The organism is Bacillus sp. EB106-06-01-XG163, from assembly GCF_058791615.1.
On record NZ_JBYTDS010000005.1, the window covers coordinates 34,336 to 51,157 of the forward strand.

The 16,822-nt window shown below is 49.3% G+C and carries 20 protein-coding genes and 1 other RNA gene; 2 read left to right on the top strand and 19 right to left on the bottom strand.

Annotated elements, in window-relative coordinates:
* Positions 1-53 precede the first annotated feature (53 nt).
* The gene (gene copZ, locus AC3WTF_RS07695) at positions 54-260 is read right to left on the bottom strand and encodes a copper chaperone CopZ (protein ID WP_015240581.1); all 207 of its coding nucleotides are present in this window, start codon (positions 258-260) and stop codon (positions 54-56) included.
* Between the two features lie 75 nt (positions 261-335).
* Positions 336-641: a copper-sensing transcriptional repressor CsoR gene (gene csoR / locus AC3WTF_RS07700; RefSeq protein WP_106079958.1), complete on the bottom strand. Its 306-nt coding sequence runs from the start codon at positions 639-641 to the stop codon at positions 336-338.
* A gap of 138 nt (positions 642-779) precedes the next feature.
* On the opposite strand from csoR, the gene AC3WTF_RS07705 reads away from it, so the two are divergent.
* Positions 780-1,820, top strand: a complete 1,041-nt coding sequence (locus tag AC3WTF_RS07705; protein ID WP_492314228.1) for an oxidoreductase — start codon at positions 780-782, stop codon at positions 1,818-1,820.
* Positions 1,821-1,864: 44 nt separating this feature from the next.
* Here AC3WTF_RS07705 and AC3WTF_RS07710 read toward each other — a convergent pair whose 3' ends face one another.
* The 10 genes from AC3WTF_RS07710 to AC3WTF_RS07755 form a co-directional block, all read right to left on the bottom strand.
* The gene (locus AC3WTF_RS07710; protein WP_012118449.1) at positions 1,865-2,500 is read right to left on the bottom strand and encodes an FMN-dependent NADH-azoreductase; all 636 of its coding nucleotides are present in this window, start codon (positions 2,498-2,500) and stop codon (positions 1,865-1,867) included.
* 194 nt (positions 2,501-2,694) lie between these two features.
* Positions 2,695-4,023, bottom strand: coding sequence for an LLM class flavin-dependent oxidoreductase (locus tag AC3WTF_RS07715; protein WP_277507282.1), 1,329 nt, complete (start codon positions 4,021-4,023; stop codon positions 2,695-2,697).
* Positions 4,020-4,307 (bottom strand): glutaredoxin family protein, encoded by a 288-nt coding sequence (locus AC3WTF_RS07720; RefSeq protein ID WP_098081754.1) that lies wholly within the window; start codon positions 4,305-4,307, stop codon positions 4,020-4,022. Before AC3WTF_RS07720 ends, AC3WTF_RS07715 begins: the two co-directional genes overlap by 4 nt.
* Positions 4,308-4,318: 11 nt before the next feature.
* Entirely contained in the window at positions 4,319-5,326 is a 1,008-nt protein-coding gene (locus AC3WTF_RS07725; RefSeq protein ID WP_277507280.1) for an LLM class flavin-dependent oxidoreductase, read from the bottom strand.
* Entirely contained in the window at positions 5,323-6,102 is a 780-nt protein-coding gene (locus AC3WTF_RS07730) for an amino acid ABC transporter ATP-binding protein (RefSeq protein WP_015418222.1), read from the bottom strand. The genes AC3WTF_RS07725 and AC3WTF_RS07730 overlap by 4 nt, the downstream gene beginning before the upstream one ends.
* The gene (locus AC3WTF_RS07735) at positions 6,099-6,806 is read right to left on the bottom strand and encodes an amino acid ABC transporter permease (RefSeq protein ID WP_020956345.1); all 708 of its coding nucleotides are present in this window, start codon (positions 6,804-6,806) and stop codon (positions 6,099-6,101) included. Before AC3WTF_RS07735 ends, AC3WTF_RS07730 begins: the two co-directional genes overlap by 4 nt.
* A 15-nt stretch (positions 6,807-6,821) precedes the next feature.
* Positions 6,822-7,544 carry an amino acid ABC transporter permease gene (locus tag AC3WTF_RS07740; RefSeq protein ID WP_190664566.1) on the bottom strand — a complete coding sequence of 241 codons (723 nt, stop codon included), beginning with the start codon at positions 7,542-7,544 and terminating at the stop codon, positions 6,822-6,824.
* A 22-nt stretch (positions 7,545-7,566) separates the two neighbouring features.
* The gene (locus AC3WTF_RS07745) at positions 7,567-8,379 is read right to left on the bottom strand and encodes an amino acid ABC transporter substrate-binding protein (RefSeq protein ID WP_277507279.1); all 813 of its coding nucleotides are present in this window, start codon (positions 8,377-8,379) and stop codon (positions 7,567-7,569) included.
* A gap of 25 nt (positions 8,380-8,404) precedes the next feature.
* Positions 8,405-9,217 (bottom strand): amino acid ABC transporter substrate-binding protein, encoded by an 813-nt coding sequence (locus AC3WTF_RS07750; protein WP_020956347.1) that lies wholly within the window; start codon positions 9,215-9,217, stop codon positions 8,405-8,407.
* Positions 9,214-9,753 carry a GNAT family N-acetyltransferase gene (locus AC3WTF_RS07755; RefSeq protein WP_003151702.1) on the bottom strand — a complete coding sequence of 180 codons (540 nt, stop codon included), beginning with the start codon at positions 9,751-9,753 and terminating at the stop codon, positions 9,214-9,216. Before AC3WTF_RS07755 ends, AC3WTF_RS07750 begins: the two co-directional genes overlap by 4 nt.
* Positions 9,754-9,904: 151 nt before the next feature.
* Between AC3WTF_RS07755 and AC3WTF_RS07760 the strand changes: the two genes are divergently transcribed.
* A complete protein-coding gene (locus tag AC3WTF_RS07760; RefSeq protein ID WP_277507277.1) occupies positions 9,905-10,795 on the top strand; it encodes a LysR family transcriptional regulator in 891 nt (296 codons plus the stop codon).
* Between the two features lie 38 nt (positions 10,796-10,833).
* Here AC3WTF_RS07760 and AC3WTF_RS07765 read toward each other — a convergent pair whose 3' ends face one another.
* From AC3WTF_RS07765 to secG, 7 genes are all read right to left on the bottom strand, one after another.
* Positions 10,834-11,628 carry an SDR family NAD(P)-dependent oxidoreductase gene (locus AC3WTF_RS07765; protein ID WP_277507275.1) on the bottom strand — a complete coding sequence of 265 codons (795 nt, stop codon included), beginning with the start codon at positions 11,626-11,628 and terminating at the stop codon, positions 10,834-10,836.
* A 114-nt stretch (positions 11,629-11,742) separates the two neighbouring features.
* A complete protein-coding gene (locus AC3WTF_RS07770; RefSeq protein WP_015240594.1) occupies positions 11,743-12,048 on the bottom strand; it encodes a barstar family protein in 306 nt (101 codons plus the stop codon).
* A 77-nt stretch (positions 12,049-12,125) separates the two neighbouring features.
* Positions 12,126-12,488, bottom strand: a transfer-messenger RNA (tmRNA) gene (gene ssrA, locus AC3WTF_RS07775).
* A gap of 167 nt (positions 12,489-12,655) precedes the next feature.
* Positions 12,656-13,126: an SsrA-binding protein gene (gene smpB, locus AC3WTF_RS07780; protein ID WP_003151688.1), complete on the bottom strand. Its 471-nt coding sequence runs from the start codon at positions 13,124-13,126 to the stop codon at positions 12,656-12,658.
* A 139-nt stretch (positions 13,127-13,265) separates the two neighbouring features.
* On the bottom strand, positions 13,266-15,599 hold the full coding sequence (gene rnr, locus AC3WTF_RS07785) for a ribonuclease R (protein ID WP_031378334.1): 2,334 nt from the start codon (positions 15,597-15,599) through the stop codon (positions 13,266-13,268).
* An 18-nt stretch (positions 15,600-15,617) separates the two neighbouring features.
* Positions 15,618-16,358 (bottom strand): alpha/beta hydrolase, encoded by a 741-nt coding sequence (locus tag AC3WTF_RS07790; protein WP_007409986.1) that lies wholly within the window; start codon positions 16,356-16,358, stop codon positions 15,618-15,620.
* Between the two features lie 118 nt (positions 16,359-16,476).
* Complete coding sequence (gene secG, locus AC3WTF_RS07795) at positions 16,477-16,707, bottom strand: preprotein translocase subunit SecG (RefSeq protein ID WP_003151681.1); 231 nt, start codon at positions 16,705-16,707, stop codon at positions 16,477-16,479.
* Between the last annotated feature and the right edge of the window lie 115 nt (positions 16,708-16,822).

A 16,822-nucleotide genomic window follows, 5' to 3' on the forward strand; every position in this document is an offset into this window, starting at 1 on the left:
GGGTATAAGTATGATAAAAGAAAACCGCGCCCGTTTCCGCAGCGCGATAAATCCTATACGACGTCATAACCTTGATCTTCAATCGCGTCTTTTATATCTGATACGGAGACTTTGTTCTCATCAAACGTCACATCCACCTGTCCGGCTTCCAATTTCACCTGAACCGCCGTCACTCCGTTCAGTTCTCCTACTCCGGTCTCTACTGCTTTGACGCAGTGCTGACAGGACATGCCTTCGACTTGCAGTGTTTTTTGTTCCATGATGATTCCCTCCACGTCTTGTTTTTTCTTCTTCATGTTACCATACCCCTGTAGGGTATTTCAAAACATTTTATTTTACGATTTTGCGATTTTTTTCACAACAGCAAGCAGCTCGGCAATCGCCTGCTCCCCGTTTCCGCTCTCAATGGCGCCGGCTACGCAGTGATGGGCGTGATCTTCCAGCAGATGAAACGCGACTTTCTGCATGGCCGCCTGTACGGCTGAAATCTGCACGAGAATATCCACGCAGTATCGTTCGTTATCCACCATATTCTGAATGCCCCTGACTTGGCCTTCAATCCGTTTCAGCCGGTTCAGGATCTGGTCTTTTTCTTTGGCGCTTTTATGATTTAACGATTGATGCTCGGTATGTTTGTCCATTTTCCACCTCGGTTTTTTTCTTCGTTATCTTCATTATACAGACTTGAAAATCCAGTGTAAAAAATTTTCAACACACAAGTTTTACCAGTACACCCGCGGGGTATATAATGTTATCACATATCAAGAGGGGGAAATTCATTGAAAACGATACAAGTCGGCATATTGGGGTATGGTTTGTCGGGTAAAGTCTTTCATGCGCCGCTTTTGGACGTCCTTGATGATTATCAGATCAAAAAAGTCATGACGTCCAGAACGGAGGAGGTCAAACGTGATCTGCCGGGGGCTGAAGCCGTGCGCGCGATTGAAGACATTACCGGTGATCCTGACATTGATCTCGTCATCGTCACGACACCGAGCGGAATGCATTATGAATCAGCGATGAAATGTCTCCTGGCGGGAAAACACACCGTCGTGGAAAAACCGATGACGGCGACTTCAGCAGAAGCGGAGGAACTGAGAAGAACGGCTGAAAATAAAGGCGTCTTACTGAGCGTGTACCACAACCGGCGCTGGGACAATGACTTTTTAACGATACAAAAGCTGATTCGGGACGGGGCGCTTCAAGACATTCATACATATCAAGTCAGCTACGATCTATACAACCCGGTTGTACAGGAAAAATGGCGCGAAAAGAACGGACCCGCCACGGGAACGCTGTATGATCTCGGTTCACATATTATTGACCAGACACTTCTGCTTTTCGGAATGCCGGAATCCGTCACCGCACATGTGATGAAACAGCGGGACAACAGTGAAACCGTTGATAATTTTCTGGCCGCGCTCCATTACGGCAAACTTCAGGTCATTCTTCAATCCGGCTCCATGAATGCGGCAAGCGGCCCGCGCTATCAGATTCACGGTCGGAATGCAAGCTTTATCAAATACGGAATGGATGGACAGGAAGATGCGCTTTCAGCGGGCAAAAAGCCGATTGACGACAGCTGGGGCGCCGATGATCCTGACAACTTCGGAGAGCTGACAATCGCAGCGGATGAAAAACGGCATACAGAAACAATCCCCTCTGAGAACGGCTCTTACCTTACGTACTACAAACTGCTGGCAGACAGCATCTTAAACGGAAAACCGCTTCCCGTTACGGCAAAAGAAGGCATCGATGTCATCCGTGTCATTGAAGCGGCGATGAAAAGCAGCAAACAAAAACGGACGATTGCCCTTTAATATGAAAAACCTCCCAGCCGTACGGCGGGGAGGTTTTTTTAAGATCAGAATGATTTTCCGGCTTCTTTCGCGCGGGCAATCGCATCTTCTTTAATTTGCTGTGCTTTATTCGGTTCAGCATTATGGCCTTCAACGATTAATCCGTCAAAAGAAGGAACGCCGAAGAAGTTCATCATGATGCCGATGTAACGGTGGCCCATTTCCATATCAGCCGCCGGTCCTTCAGAGTAATAGCCTCCGCGCGCCTGAATATGGAGCGCTTTTTTGTCTGTCAACAGACCGATCGGGCCTTGCTCTGTATATTTGAATGATTTTCCGGCTACAGCCACAGAATCAAGGTACGCTTTCATAACAGGCGGGAATGAGAAGTTCCAAAGCGGTGTGACGAATACGTATTTGTCAGCTGCCGCGAATTGATCGCTCAGCTCGTTCAGACGGCCGACTTTCGCTTTTTCGTTCTCAGAAAGCTCTTCAAAACCTGTGCCGGATTGAAGTTTTCCCCAGCCGCTGAATACATCCGCGTCGATATGAGGAATGTTCTCTTTGTAAAGGTCGATATGTACAACCTCATCATTCGGGTTTGATTCTTTATAAGAATCGATAAACGCTTTTCCTGTCGCCATGCTGTAAGATGTCTTTTCATCATGAGGATGAGCAGTGATATAAAGTACTTTTGCCATTGTAAACAGCCCTTTCGTTTTCAGATTACACACACATTTATTATGAAATATGAATGTTTTTTTATACTGATCAGTTCTGTAATAATTATAGTTACAAAAAAATCATTTAGCAACAATAATATCTTGAAATCAGTGTATTTTTTTGAAAAGGCTGTAATGACGGGAATGGCAAGCAGCAGAAAAAGCAGAAACATTTAGTTTCTGCTCAACATCGGATTTGATTTACAGACCGGAATATCCAACCCGAGATTCCCCCGCAGTGTATCGGCCGGATAGCTTTTTCGGTACAGCCCCTTTTCCTGGAGGATCGGTATGACTTGATCCACAAAGGCTTCAAGCATGCCCGGGATGTCAGAGTGAATGATAAACCCGTCCGCCGCTTCCCGCTGAAACCATGTTTCAATTAATGACGCCACACGTTCCGGTGTCCCGATAAAGTTGGTTCGCGGAAACGCGGCTTCGCGCGCCACTTGACGCAGCGTAAGATTCCGGGCTTTCGCCTCCCTTTTGATACGGTCTGTCGTGCTTTGAAACGCGTTTTTCCCGACGTCGCCCAAATCAGGAAACGGCTCATCCAATGGAAACTGGCTCAGATCATAATCGTCAAAAAATCTGGCCACATACTTAACGGCGTTCTCTATCGGAATCAGCTCGGCGAATTCTTGGTATTTCGCTTCCGCTTCTTCTTGTGAACCGGCTATAACCGGGCTGATTCCCGGAAAGATCCGCAGCTTGGAAGCGTCCCGGCCGTAATCCGCCGCCCGCTTCTTCACATCATCATAAAAAGCTTTCGTTTCCTCAAGTGAATTGGAGTGCGTAAAGACTGCATCTGCATTCCTCGCGGCAAACGACCGGCCGGTTTCTGAAGACCCTGCTTGGAATACGACCGGCTCTCCCTGTTTGGACCGGCCGATATTCAGCGGGCCCTCCACTTGAAAATACTCGCCTTTGTGATACAGGCGATGCAGTTTGTCAGGGTCAAAAAACTGCCCGGTTTCTTTGTTGCGGACGAAGGCATCTTCTTCCCAGGAATTCCACAGACCGCGCACCACGTCCACATGTTCCTGGGCGATGGCATAGCGCCGGCTGTGGTCGGGAAGGCTTTCTTTGCTGTGATTGCGCGCGGCTCCCGCCTGCGGAGAGGTGACGAGATTCCAGCCCGCCCGGCCGCCGCTGATATGGTCAAGAGACATCAGCTGTCTTGCGATGGTGAACGGCTCAGTGAACGATGTGGAAAATGTGCCGATTAAACCAAGATGGGTTGTAGAGGCGGCAAGCGCCGATAAGATAGTGATCGGCTCAAACCGATTTAAGAAATGCGGGATGGACTTTTCAGAAATGAACAAGCCGTCCGCAATAAAAGCAAAGCTGAACAGCCCTCTTTCAGCAGTCTGCGCTTTTTGCCTGTAAAACGCCGCATTCGTGCTTGCTGTCGGATCGGCGTCGGGATGACGCCAGCCGTCCGTTGTGCCGCCGACACCGTGAATCATGGCTCCGAATTGAATAAGATCCGTCCGGCTCATTTTCTCCCCCCCTTTTTCCCCTCGTAATCAGCAAGCGCCCGTTCTACATGTTCAATGCCGACTTGAGTAACGGCCTGATACACACGGCTGTCACCGCTGCCGATTTCAACGACGGGAACATGACGGATGCCGTACTTCGTCTGCAGCACGTCACGCAATTCGTCCCGCTCTGTCACATCAATTGTTTCGTATGCAACGGCTTTTTCCCGCAAATATCCTTTCACTTCATCGCAATAGGAGCAGCCCTGTTTGCTCCAGACCACTACGTTTACTTCATGACTCATGTTCATCCCTCCTATAATTGTGGGGCCGGCTGCACCGCTTTGCTTAACAGCCGGTAAGACAATCGTTTTTCCTCAGCGTTTTTGATAGGCGACAAAATCACAAAATCAGTAATGCTGTATTGAACGGATAATCGTCGCAGCTCGGCGGCAGTCTCTTCTTTTGTCCCGGCAATCACACCCGTCTTTTGTGTAATCAGCTTATACGGCTGCGTGACTTGTTCAAGAAACGCTTCCGCTTGTTCCCGGGAACCGACATTCACCTTTTTGCCGTCTTCGAGAATGATTTTGACCGACTCACGCGATACCACGTGTTTTTCCGCTTCTGCTTTTGTATGCGCGGTAAAGACCATCGGCGCAAGGTGAAATTCCGCCTTAGACCCTTTCGGCAGATGCTCGTCAAAGGCGTGGCGCGCTTTTTCTAACGCAGCCTCTTCACCGTTTATGAAATAGGCGAAAACGAAGGAAATGCCGAGTTTGGCCGCGGATATCGCGCTTTCCGCGCTGCCGCCGAGCAAAAAGAGGTCAGGCGCATACTCAGTATGCGGCGCCGGTCGCAATGACGCGTAGCGGTGCGAGTCCGGAAAATCATTTCGGATGAAATGAGTCAGCTCCTCAAGCTTTTCTTCAAATAAACGGGCGGGCTGGATAAGCTCCCGCTGCAGCGCATCGGTTGACAGCTGAAATCCGCCGGGCGCTTTGCCGACACCAAGCGCCACACGGCCGGGAGCAAGAGCGGACAGAACCTGGAACTGCTCTGCCACTTTATAAGGACTGTAATGCTGCAGCATCACCCCGCCGGATGCGAGACGGATTTTTTTCGTGCTTGCGGCAAGATACCCCAGAACAATTTCCGGCGCTGATCCCGCTATCTCTTCATTGTTATGATGCTCCGCCGCCCAGAAACGGTCATATCCGTATTGTTCGGCCTCCTGAGCCAATCTCACCGTTTGCCGCAAGGCTTCTTCTGCGGTTTGGTTTTCCGCGGTGACACTTTGGTCTAAAATGCTTAAACGAATCATACGACAGGCTCCTTTATGCGCTCTTTTATGTCATAACCGTAATCAGGCAGCACGCGGCGGAGGAACTTCTTCGTTCTTTCTTTTTTCGTCTTGTAAAAGACTTCCTCAGGCGTTCCTTGTTCCACGATTGCTCCTTCATCCATAAACACAATTCGGTCGGACACTCTTCTGGCGAATTCCATTTCATGAGTAACAATGATCATGGTGGCGCCGGTCCGCACAATGTTAAGCATCACCTCGAGCACCTCGCCGACAAGCTCCGGATCGAGGGCTGCGGTCGGTTCATCAAACAGCATGACATCAGGATGAATGGCAAGCGCCCTGGCAATTCCGACCCGCTGCTTTTGTCCTCCCGACAGCTGATTCGGATAGGCGTGCAATTTATCCTGAAGCCCCACCTTGGCCAGTTCCCGCTCGGCAATGGCGTACGCATCTGTTTTTTTCATTTTCCTTGCGATCGTCAGGCCTTCCATAACATTTTGAATCGCCGTTTTATGCGAAAACAAATGATATTGCTGAAAAACCATCGCCGTCTGTTTCCTCAGTCTGAGAATGTCTTTTTTGGCAGGCTTTTTGCAGTTAATGACTTCACCGTGCAGCGAAATGGCGCCTTCATCCGGCCGCTCAAGTAAATTAAGGCAGCGCAGAAAAGTGGTTTTCCCGGAACCGCTTGGGCCGATGATGGTCACGACTTCTCCTTTCCGGACACTTAAATTGATCCCCTTTAGCACGTGATGACTGCCAAAATGTTTCTGAATGTTTCGGATTTCGATCATAATGCGCCTCCTTGATATCTGGCTGCCCTTTTTTCCGCCAGACTGTTTACAGCTTCGAGAATCAGCGTTAATCCCCAATAAATCACGGCAGCCCCGATAAATGCTTCCAGAAATGCATAGTTATCGGATGCCGCAATCGTCGCCGTTCCTGTAATTTCAGGCACCGCAACAATGGCCGCGATGGAAGTGGTATGCAAAAAGCCGATGCCTATGTTGGTGAAGTTCGGCAGCGATATCATGAACGCCTGCGGCAGAACCACACGCCGAATCATCTGGCCCCGCGTCAAGCCGATTGAATATGCCGCCTCCGCCTGCCCCGTATCGACGGCCATGATCCCGGATCGGAGAATTTCCGTCATATAAGCGCCTGCCGTTAATGACAGTGCCATGATGACAAACACGGCGACCGGAATCTGATTGGCCGACCAGCCGAGATGAAACGCGCGGCTGAATTGATCGGCAATCAGCGGAACCCCTAAATAAATCAGCATAATATGGAGAATCGCCGGGGTGCTGCGGAAAAAAGACACGTAAAACGCTGAGCAGGCCAGCAGCCATTTGATGCGGAATATACGCACCGTGATATTGCCGAGGGCTATGAAAAATCCGGCAATAATCGGAATGACCGTCATCGCCAATGTAAGCGGAACGGTTTTCATCATTTGTTTTATCGCAGTGCCGATAAATGGAATGTCCAGCTCCACTGTTCTCCCTCCTTTTCAGCCGTGCGTGCTCATGTCAAAAACCGTCACAAGGCGCGTCTCATCTTTCTTGATTCGTTTTTCGGCCCATCTGAAGACACATTCAAATAAAAGGGCGGCCGCGTAATACAGAACAGAAAGCGAGATATACACTTCTAAAGAATGATTGCTCGATGTAATCAAGGTCTGTCCTCTGCCCGACATATCCATCACCCCGATCGAAAAAGCGAGTGATGTATCTTTTAAGAAACCGATCACCATATTCCCGATGTTGGGAAAGGCCTGCACAAGCGCCTGCGGCAGAATGATGCGCCGGAATGTCTGCCCCCCGTTCAGCCCGATGCTGAAAGCCGCCTCCGCCTGCCCGCGGTCGACGCTGTTCACACCTCCCCTGATGATTTCGGCCGCTCTTGCCGCGCTGCTCAGCGCGTACGTGGCGATGGCCGCATACAAAGGGTCCATTTTGGAGGTATCAATTCCGGCGAGCGCCGTGAGCGCCGGAATACCGTAAAACACAATAAACAGCTGCACCATGATGGGCGTTCCTCTGAAAAAAGAGATATACAGCTTCGCAAACTGATTCAAAACGGGAATGCGATAGATGCGGGGCAGCGCCAAAAGCAGCCCCAATAGAAAGCCGAACAGCAGAGACACCGCCAATATATACAGCGTGACGGGCAAATACCCGAGCAATGTCGGCACAAAGGACGCGATCATACTGATATCAAACGCTTTTTCCATTGCCGATCCCTCTCTTTTTCACTTAATATTGCTCCTTTGAATAATCCGCGCCGAGCCACTTTTCACTCAGCTTTTTAAGCGTGCCGTCATCAATGATTTCCTGCAGGGCTTTATCAATGTCATCGCTCAGCGTTTGTTCATTTTTGTTAAACATAAAGAACACTTTGGCATTTGACAGCACCCCGCCGACCGTTTTTTCTTTGATCGCGCTCGTTTTGTTTTGGAAATCGACGGCAAACGGCGTAGAAATCGTCGCATCGGCGCGGCCGGATTTCAGCTGATTGGCCGTATCGTTGGAGCCTTGGCCGGCATAAGCGATTTCAAACGGACTGCCGTGTTTTTTATTCCATTTTTTCAGCACAAGCGCGCCGTTTGACGTCGGACTTGTAATGACCCGCTTTCCTTTCAAGTCATCAATGCCGTGAATGTTCCCGTTTTCTTGAAGCACCGTGATTTTCAGCGGGAAGTTGTTATACGCGACTTGATTGAACAGAAATTTTTTCTCCCGTTCGGCGCTTTTTTCCATTTGATGGGCTACGATATCGACTTTATGCTGGCCGAGACTGACAAGCAGGTTGGAGAAATCCATCGTTTTAAAAGTGAAACGATAGTCCGGCAGGCGCCTGTCAAGCTCTTTCACCAGCTCAACGTCGTAGCCCGTCAATTTGCCTTTATCATCAATAAAGCAAATATTCGGAAATTGAGTTCCCGTGCCGACCGTGATGTTCTTCACGTTTTTCTGATTGCCTGATGCCGCCTCCCCGCCCGCGCCGCAGGCTGATAACGCCGCCGTTGCGGCAATTGTTAATGACATGACCGCCAATCTTATTTTCATGTGATCGCCCCGTTTTCTGCTTCAATTATTTCGTGAAACTTGATTTTGAATAATCCGCGCCGAGCCATTTTTCACTCAGTCTTTTCAATGTGCCGTCCTTCTCAAGCTTTTGAATCGCCCGATCCGTATCGTCGGCCAGGGTTTGGCTGTTTTTATTGAACATAAAATACACCTCGGTATCCAGCAGCACATCACCGACCGTCTTTTGTTTGAACGCGTGCGTCTTATTTTGAAAATCGACGGCAAACGGCGTGGATACGGTGGCGTCAGCACGTCCCGTCTCCATTTGGTTTGCTGTATCATTGCCGCCCTGCCCGGCGTATTTCAAATGTATCGGGCTGCCGTGGGTTTTGTTGTATGCCGTCATATAATCCGCCGCGTTTGACGTCGCGCCGACGATGACGGTTTTCCCTTTTAAATCCCGGAGCGTGTGTATCGCGTCATTATCCGCCTTCACCGTGATGTACATCGGCGAGTAGTTATACGGGATCTTGTGATACAAAAAGCGTTTCTCCCGTTCCTTATTTTTCGCCATATTGTGCGCGATCACGTCAATTTTCCGGTTTCCGAGACTTGTAAGCAGATTCGAAAAATCCATCGTCTTAAAGACAAATTTGTATTGCGGCAGCTGTTTATCAATGGCTTTCATCACTTCAATGTCATAGCCGGTCAGCTCGCCTTTTTCATCCATAAAAGCAATGTTCGGAAAATCAGTTCCCGTGCCGACAATGACGGTCTGCACGCCGCTCCCCGCTTTTGTGCTTTCTCCTTGCCCGCACCCGGCCAGCACGCCGAGCAGCAGAAGCAGACAGCCGGCTCTGATCCGTTTTTTTATCATTGCGCCCAGCTCGGTGTGCCTAACAGCGACGCGTCAAACCGCTCCGGTATGAGCACCTTTCTCATCATGACTCCGATGTCTCCGTCTTTCTCCTGCTCAAAATACACTTCATAGCCCCTCCGTCTGTACATATCTACAAGCCAGGGATGCTTGCGCGCCGAAGTGCCGAGCGTGATGGCCGGGGCCTTCAGCGTATCCCGCAGCACGTGTTCCTCCACATAAGTCAAAAGTTTGCTGCCGATGCCCTGCCCCTTCAGCTCAGGAAGCGTTGCAAACCACCAGACAAACGGATATTTTGACGGAGGCGTGTCACTCTCCCACGGAAAACGGATCGTAATGGTTGAAAGAAGCCGTCCGTCCCGTTCGAGCACGACGGCTGAATGATTTTCAATATTTTCTGTTACCATATCGATGTCGGCCCGCGCCGACGGCCAGTCAATCTCCAAATTGCGGATCGGCTGAAACGCGCTGTACAGCAGCTCTAAAAACTCCGGCGCATCCTTTTTCTCAGCCAATCGAAATATGTCTTCACTCATTCCGGTCACTCTCCCCGCCAAAATATATAATTCCAATTTGTTTACTAAGCTTTGATTGTTTATACTATAAAGCAAACTGATTTATTTGACTAATCAAAAAAAGTAAAGGAAAGGTTCAAGAAAATTAATGAACAGCCGGGAGGGGATTTCGTTGGAATTACGCACCATTAAAACGTTTCATACGATCGTACAGTCAGGCAGCTTTTATAAGGCCGCCGAAATTCTGAACTACTCACAGCCGACGATTTCAATGCGGATTAAACAGCTGGAACAGGATGTAGGCGCGCAGCTGTTTGAACGGGGAAAGAAGCTGAAGCTGACAAGGGCGGGGCGGCTGTTTCATGAGCGGGCCGGGCAGCTTCTCGCGCAATACGAGGTGCTTGACCATACTCTGGCCGATATCAGACAGGGCCAGGCCGGCCTTATTCAGATCGGCATATCCGAACCGACGGCAAGCCTGATCTTCCCTGCCGTGCTGCGGGGGTTTTTAGATGATTATCCTGACATGTCGGTCAATGTCAGCGTGGATGACGCCAATACATGCAGCCGCAAACTGCTGGAGGGCGCCATTGATTTTGCCGTATGCGGCGAGCCGGAGCTGATTCTGGAGAATTATTTCGATCCGTTTTTTCATGACTCGCTCAATGTCATCGTGTCAGACAGACATCCCCTTGCCGCCAAAGCAAGCGTCAATCTCGAGGATTTAGAAAATGAATGCCTGATTTTTACGCCCGCCAATTGCCCGATCCGGATTCAAATTGAACAGCACCTGCAGCGGTCCATCGGCAGCCGCTATCGAAAAATGGAGCTGACCAGCAGCATGGCTCACCAATACTATGTCAGGGAAAATATCGGCGTCTCAATCTTTACGGCGACGGCGCATTCAGAACCGATCGAGGGCACGAAGGTCATTCCGATCCATAACTTAACAATTTCACCGCCGGTCGGGCTGTTGACAAACCAAAAAGAAGAGCATTTTGACTCCGCCACAAAAGATTTAATCAGCAGGATCATCAGCCGGTTTCAGCGTGATCCACATTAAAAAAACCCCCGCTTTACGGGGGTTTTTGTACGTTCATCTTATATAATGCTCCGCACCAAGCCGCCGTCGATCCGCAATGCAGATCCGTTAATGGCAGACGACAGCGGGCTGCTTAAAAAGGCGACAAAGTGGGCGATTTCTTCCGGACGGATCAACCGCTGAATGATGGACGTCGGACGATTCTCCTTCATAAATCGTTTCTCCGCCTCCGCCGCGGTCAGGTTTTCACCGGGGTAAAGCGACTCGAGCATTGTTTCGACGCCCTCTGTTTTCGTGGAGCCGGGCATGACCGTATTCACCGTCACATTCGTCCCTTCCGTGAGCTCGGCCAGACTGCGTGACAGCGACAGCTGCGTCGTTTTCGTGGCGCTGTAGTGGGCCATTTCCTGAGAAGGCATGACGGCCGCTTCACTCGCGATAAAAATCACCCGCCCTTCCTTCCGTTCAATCATCCGCTTTGTATACCGGCGTGTCAGCCTCACGCCGCTCATGATATTCACCTCGAAAAACCGGAGCCACTCTTCGTCAGGAATATCAAAGTATTCCGCAGGTTCAAAGATTCCTAAATTGTTGACGAGAATGTCCACATCAGGGTACTGCTGAAAAATCGCGCCGCATCCTTCCGCCGTGCCTAAATCAAATGCGGCCGGATAGAGACGGGCATCCGGCGTCTGTTTCTCTAGTTCCCGGATCGTTTCGTTCACCTTTTCTTCACGGCGGCCGTTAATGATCACGGCCGCACCTTCTGCAATCAGCGAAGCCGCAATCGCCTTCCCGATGCCTGACGTAGATCCCGTCACAAGCGCCGTCTTCCCTTTCAACTGCAAATCCATCATCCATTCCTCCCTATCGCAAGTCTCTTCTTATATATGGACTGAAATCGAAAGCCTGAAACCCTCCGTCCCTATTATCGGATAGAAAAATAGATGAGGGGAAGTACGCACTTTTTAGTGCCTGTCCGTTGTCCCGGCTGACGGCTGATCGATTTGAATGACAAACCGATTCCCTAACTCTTCTTGAGCCTCTTGAAACAGCTCCAAGACATCATCAGCATCCGAGCCCAATGCCTTTTGACTGGCCTCAAAATTCTTCCACACCAAAGTCAGCGGAAGTTCGATCCAGCCTGTCAGACAATCCCATAAGGCATTCAGATTTTCACCATAAAAGTCCGGGAAATCTAATTGATCTTTTAAGATTCGGTGTAAAGCTTCTGTGCTTGTAACATCTTTTCCGTCTATGATGACGATTTCCATTTACATTCACTCCTTGATTTTTCGGCATGAAAAAACCGCAGTGCGGTCAAGTGACGGCACTGCGGTTCCTCTGTTATGTATGGAGACGGTGGGAGTCGAACCCACGTCCAGAAACATCGATTACTTAAGCGTCTACGAGCGTAGCCTGCATATTTCGTGTTTCACTCGTCTTCGTGCCTGCGGGCGGGCCTTCCGAGAGCTAGTCTGTCAGTCTCTTCTTACGTTCTCAGACGGGAACGCAAGCGTAGCCTACTTGGATGTGCTCTTCACGGACACATAGGCAATGTCAGGAAGAGCTCGCTGCGTTTATTAGGCAGCTAGTGCTAAGTTTTGGTTAAAACTTTTAGTTTTGCCAGTTATATTTAGGTGCGTGTTAACGAGATCGCCTCTCGGCTCGCAGCTCAAGCTCGATCCATCCCTGTCGAATCCGTAACGTCCCCTTGTTAAGGGTATACGGGAGATCTATCAAGCTCTTGCTCAACTGGCTGTACTGTTATTATATCATGATCACAGACAAATTCAATTGGGAATGTCTTCAATAAACAGCCTGTGAATTTGATGTGTGAACAGTATAGCATACGGCAGTTATCACATCAAGGCTCAGGCATCAGAAGCCTTTTTGTCTGTCTCTGAACGCTCTTTCGATTTCCCTTTTGGCGTCTTTTCGTTTTAAATCTTCGCGTTTATCGTATGTTTTCTTCCCTTTTCCGAGGCCGATTAACACTTTGGCAAAGCCGTTTTTCAAGTACAGCTTCAGCGGCACGAGAGAATAACCTTTCTCTTTCGTCAGGCCGATCAGCTTATTGATTTCTTTCCTGTGCATCAAAAGCTTTCTCGTCCGGAGCGGGTCGTGGTTATAGCGGTTTCCCTGCTCGTACGGGCTGATGTGCATATTGTGGAGGAACACTTCGCCGCGCTCGATTTTCGCAAAGGAATCCTTCATGTTTACGCGGCCGGCGCGGATGGACTTAATCTCCGTCCCCTGCAGCACGATGCCTGTTTCATAGGTTTCTTCTATAAAGTAATCATGGTTTGCTTTTTTGTTTTGTGATAATACTTTGCCTGATCCTTTTGGCATGCCTTATCCTCCTCTCTCCGCAAAAACCGTTCATGTGTGCGATACGCTTTATTTTAGCAAATGGAGCGTTCCGCGACAATGAAAATGCGGCTTGCGAAAGAAAGCAAACAGAGCATTTTGCCCCATTTGCTTTTCGCATTTACTTCTTCTTTTTGCGTTTTTGTTTCGGCGCGTTTTGGAAACCGCGTTTTTTCTTTTTCTTCTTCGGTTTTGTAAACCATTCCCCTTTTTCCTCCGATTTCGGCGGTGAAGCCGGGGTATTGCTGTTTAACACGCGTTTCCGCGCCGGTCTGCCGCGTTTTCTGCGGTCGCCTGTCGTTTCTCTCGGACGGCGGGTGCCTTTCATGCCGACAATTTCAAAGTCGATGTTTCTCTCATCTTTATTGACGTCGACGACTTTGACCGTGATTTCGTCTCCGATCCGGTAAACGTTGCCCGTGCGTTCGCCGATCATGGCGAAATGCTGCTCGTCAAAACGATAATAATCATCCGTCATAAAGCTGACGTGCACAAGCCCTTCAATCGTATTCGGCAGCTCGACAAACATTCCGAAATTCGTGACGGAACTGATCATGCCGTCAAATTCCTCGCCGATTTTATCAAGCATATATTCCGCTTTTTTCAGATCGTCCGTTTCCCGCTCTGCATCAACGGCGCGACGTTCCATCGTTGACGTATGGTCAGCGATTTCCGGAAGGCGTTCGGCCCACTTTTCTTGAGTCGCTTCGTCCGATTGTCCGTTGATCAAATACGTTCTGATCAGCCTGTGAACGATTAAGTCAGGATAGCGGCGGATCGGCGATGTGAAGTGCGTATAAAATTCAGTCGCCAGCCCGAAATGGCCCAGGCTTTGCGGGTCGTATTTCGCCTGCTTCATGGAACGGAGCATGACGGTTGAAATCACCGTTTCTTCCGGACGGTCCCGCACTTCGTCAAGAATGCTTTGCAGCGCGCGCGGATGAATGTCTCCGGCTTTTCCTTTGACGATATAACCGAATGTCGTGACGAACTCCAGAAACTTTTGCAGTTTTTCGGCGTTCGGCTCTTCGTGAATCCGGTAAATAAACGGCACGTTCATCCAATGGAAGTGCTCGGCCACCGTTTCGTTTGCCACAAGCATGAATTCTTCAATCAGCTTTTCCGCTACTGAGCGCTCTCTGATGACGACGTCTTTAACGGCGCCTTCCTCATCGACGAGCACCTTCGCCTCTTTGAAATCAAAATCCACGGCGCCGCGGTCCATCCGTTTCGCCCGGAGAATTTCGGCCAGACGTTCCATGTCTTTAAACATCGGGACGAGCGGCTCATATCTTTCTTTCAGCTCGGCGTCGTCTTCTGTGAGGATCTGGTTGACATCTGAATAGGTCATTCTTTCCGTCGTTTTAATGACGCTTTGGAAGATCTCGTGCTCTGTCACCTGGCCCTGCTGGTTGATTGTCATTTCGCAGGAAAGCGTCAGCCGGTCGACCTTCGGATTTAAAGAACAGATTCCGTTAGACAGTCTGTGCGGAATCATCGGAATGACCCGGTCAACCAAGTACACGCTTGTCCCTCTTTCCAGCGCTTCTTTGTCAATCGGGGAATTCTCCGTGACGTAATGGCTGACGTCGGCAATATGGACGCCGAGCTTGTAGCTGCCGTTATCAAGCTTTGTCACGGTGACGGCGTCATCCAGATCCTTCGCATCCGCGCCGTCAATGGTGACAATGACCTGATCGCGGAGATCACGGCGGTCTTTGATGTCTTTTTCATCGATGGTATCCGGCGTGCTTGTTGCCTGCTCCATCGCTTCAGCCGGAAAATCTCCCGGCAGGCCGTGCTTATGGATAATTGATAAAATATCGATGCCCGGATCATTTTTATGGCCGAGTATTTCAACGATTTCTCCTTCGGCGTTCATTCTGCCTTCAGGGTAGCTTGTCAGTTTGACGACGACTTTATGGCCTTCCGCAGCGCCGTTATTGGCATGTTTCGGAATAAAAATATCACTCGTAATTTTCTTATCATCCGGGATGACAAAACCGAAGCTTTTCGTTTCTGTGTATGTGCCCACGACGCGGTCGATGCTTCTTTCCAAGATGCGGATGACCGTGCCTTCCTGTCTCGATCCGCTTGACTGGGAATTGAGCCGCACCATGACGATATCGCCGTTCATGGCCGTATTCAGCTCATTCGGCGGAATAAACACGTCGCTTAAAGAGGTATCCTCCGGCAATAGAAACGCGAATCCTTTCGCATGCGCGGAAATTTTTCCTTTTACTAAATTCATTTTTTCCGGAAGCCCGTAGCGGTTGCTTCTGGTGCGGACGATCTGTCCCGTCTCCTCGAGCGCCACCAGCGCTTTTACCAGCTCTTTAAATTCATCTGCTTCCGTGATGTTCAGCATCTCCTCGAGTTCCTGAACGGTAAGGGGCTTGTACGCCTCTTCCTTCATAAACGCGAGAAGACGGTCCATAAACGCTTCTTTTTCCATTATTCGACCTCCTGTTTGTTACCAATCGAGTTTCTCTAAAAATTCGTACACATCCTGATGAACGAGGTCCCGTTCTTTATCGAGCGTAATGACATGACCTGATTCTTCATACCATTTCAGCTGTTTGTCGTCCGTTTCCACCTCGTTGTAAATGATGTTCGCACTTTCTGTATTAATCATATGGTCATGCCGTGCCTGAACCACAAATGTCGGGGAATAGATCATGTCGACGTTTTTGCGCACATCGGCAATCAGCTCCTGAAGCGATTTGAGCGTATTCATCGGTGTTTTTTCAAACTCCTTCATTTCCTTTTCAATCTGCTCCGGCTGTTTTCCTTCGAATTTTTTATAATTGCGCGCGTAGGAGAGAACTCCTTCGTACATAACCTCTTCACTTTTAATGTGCATCGGCGCACACATAGGAACAATTCCCTTTATGGGTACAGTGTAACCCAATTTCAATGAAAAAACCCCGCCAAGCGACAGTCCGCAGGCCGCAATGTTTTCATAGCCTTCAGACCGTAAATATTCATAACCGTCCATGACGTCTTTCCACCAATCTTCAGGCCCCGTATGTACCAGCTCTTCCGGCGGAACGCCGTGCCCTTTATATTGAGGCGCGTGACAAGTGTAGCCGCGCTCATTCAAGTAGCGGCCGAGCATTCTGACGTCTGCCGTATTTCCCGTAAATCCGTGCAGCAGAAGCACCGCTTTGTCTCCGCCTTTAAATGTAAATGGTTTTGGTGTCACAATTTTCATGCTCATAACCCCTTTTTTGCACATTCAATTTAGTTTTCCACAGTTTTGCGAGAAACAAACGCCGTCTCTCAACAAGAAAAAGGCCTGATATTAAATCAGACCTTATACAAACATTGCCTTATACGATATACGCCAGCGAAATCGTCAACACGAAAAACAAGACTGCCAGCACAACGGTTGTGCGGTGAAGAATCAGATCAAGGCCCCTTGCTTTCTGTTTTCCGAAAAGCTGCTCCGCCCCGCCTGAAATTGCACCCGATAAACCGGCGCTTTTGCTGGTTTGAAGCAATACGACAATAATAAGTGCAATACTGACGATGACCAATAAGGTAATCAATAATGTGTGCATCCCATACACCTCCAGACTGACTGGCCTACATTGCTTCTATTTTACATGAAAAACAAAGGCATGTCACGCCGTATCGGTGCACATCATGTCAGAAAAACGGAAATGCGTTTGAATC

What these genes read in the sequence shown, in the direction of transcription:
- AC3WTF_RS07715 (WP_277507282.1), bottom strand. Translation starts at nt 4,023, where the DNA reads ATGAGCCGGACGGATCTTATTCAATTCGGAGCCATGATTCACGGTGTC.
- AC3WTF_RS07770 (WP_015240594.1), bottom strand. Translation starts at nt 12,048, where the DNA reads ATGGAAATCGTCATCATAGACGGAAAAGATGTTACAAGCACAGAAGCT.
- rnr (WP_031378334.1), bottom strand. Translation starts at nt 15,599, where the DNA reads ATGGAAAAAGAAGCGTTTATGGACCGTCTTCTCGCGTTTATGAAGGAA.
- smpB (WP_003151688.1), bottom strand. Translation starts at nt 13,126, where the DNA reads ATGCCAAAAGGATCAGGCAAAGTATTATCACAAAACAAAAAAGCAAAC.
- AC3WTF_RS07720 (WP_098081754.1), bottom strand. Translation starts at nt 4,307, where the DNA reads ATGAGTCATGAAGTAAACGTAGTGGTCTGGAGCAAACAGGGCTGCTCC.
- AC3WTF_RS07725 (WP_277507280.1), bottom strand. Translation starts at nt 5,326, where the DNA reads ATGATTCGTTTAAGCATTTTAGACCAAAGTGTCACCGCGGAAAACCAA.
- AC3WTF_RS07745 (WP_277507279.1), bottom strand. Translation starts at nt 8,379, where the DNA reads ATGAAAATAAGATTGGCGGTCATGTCATTAACAATTGCCGCAACGGCG.
- AC3WTF_RS07740 (WP_190664566.1), bottom strand. Translation starts at nt 7,544, where the DNA reads ATGGAAAAAGCGTTTGATATCAGTATGATCGCGTCCTTTGTGCCGACA.
- copZ (WP_015240581.1), bottom strand. Translation starts at nt 260, where the DNA reads ATGGAACAAAAAACACTGCAAGTCGAAGGCATGTCCTGTCAGCACTGC.
- AC3WTF_RS07710 (WP_012118449.1), bottom strand. Translation starts at nt 2,500, where the DNA reads ATGGCAAAAGTACTTTATATCACTGCTCATCCTCATGATGAAAAGACA.
- AC3WTF_RS07765 (WP_277507275.1), bottom strand. Translation starts at nt 11,628, where the DNA reads ATGGATTTGCAGTTGAAAGGGAAGACGGCGCTTGTGACGGGATCTACG.
- AC3WTF_RS07750 (WP_020956347.1), bottom strand. Translation starts at nt 9,217, where the DNA reads ATGATAAAAAAACGGATCAGAGCCGGCTGTCTGCTTCTGCTGCTCGGC.
- AC3WTF_RS07790 (WP_007409986.1), bottom strand. Translation starts at nt 16,358, where the DNA reads ATGAAAATTGTGACACCAAAACCATTTACATTTAAAGGCGGAGACAAA.
- AC3WTF_RS07755 (WP_003151702.1), bottom strand. Translation starts at nt 9,753, where the DNA reads ATGAGTGAAGACATATTTCGATTGGCTGAGAAAAAGGATGCGCCGGAG.
- csoR (WP_106079958.1), bottom strand. Translation starts at nt 641, where the DNA reads ATGGACAAACATACCGAGCATCAATCGTTAAATCATAAAAGCGCCAAA.
- secG (WP_003151681.1), bottom strand. Translation starts at nt 16,707, where the DNA reads ATGCACACATTATTGATTACCTTATTGGTCATCGTCAGTATTGCACTT.
- AC3WTF_RS07730 (WP_015418222.1), bottom strand. Translation starts at nt 6,102, where the DNA reads ATGATCGAAATCCGAAACATTCAGAAACATTTTGGCAGTCATCACGTG.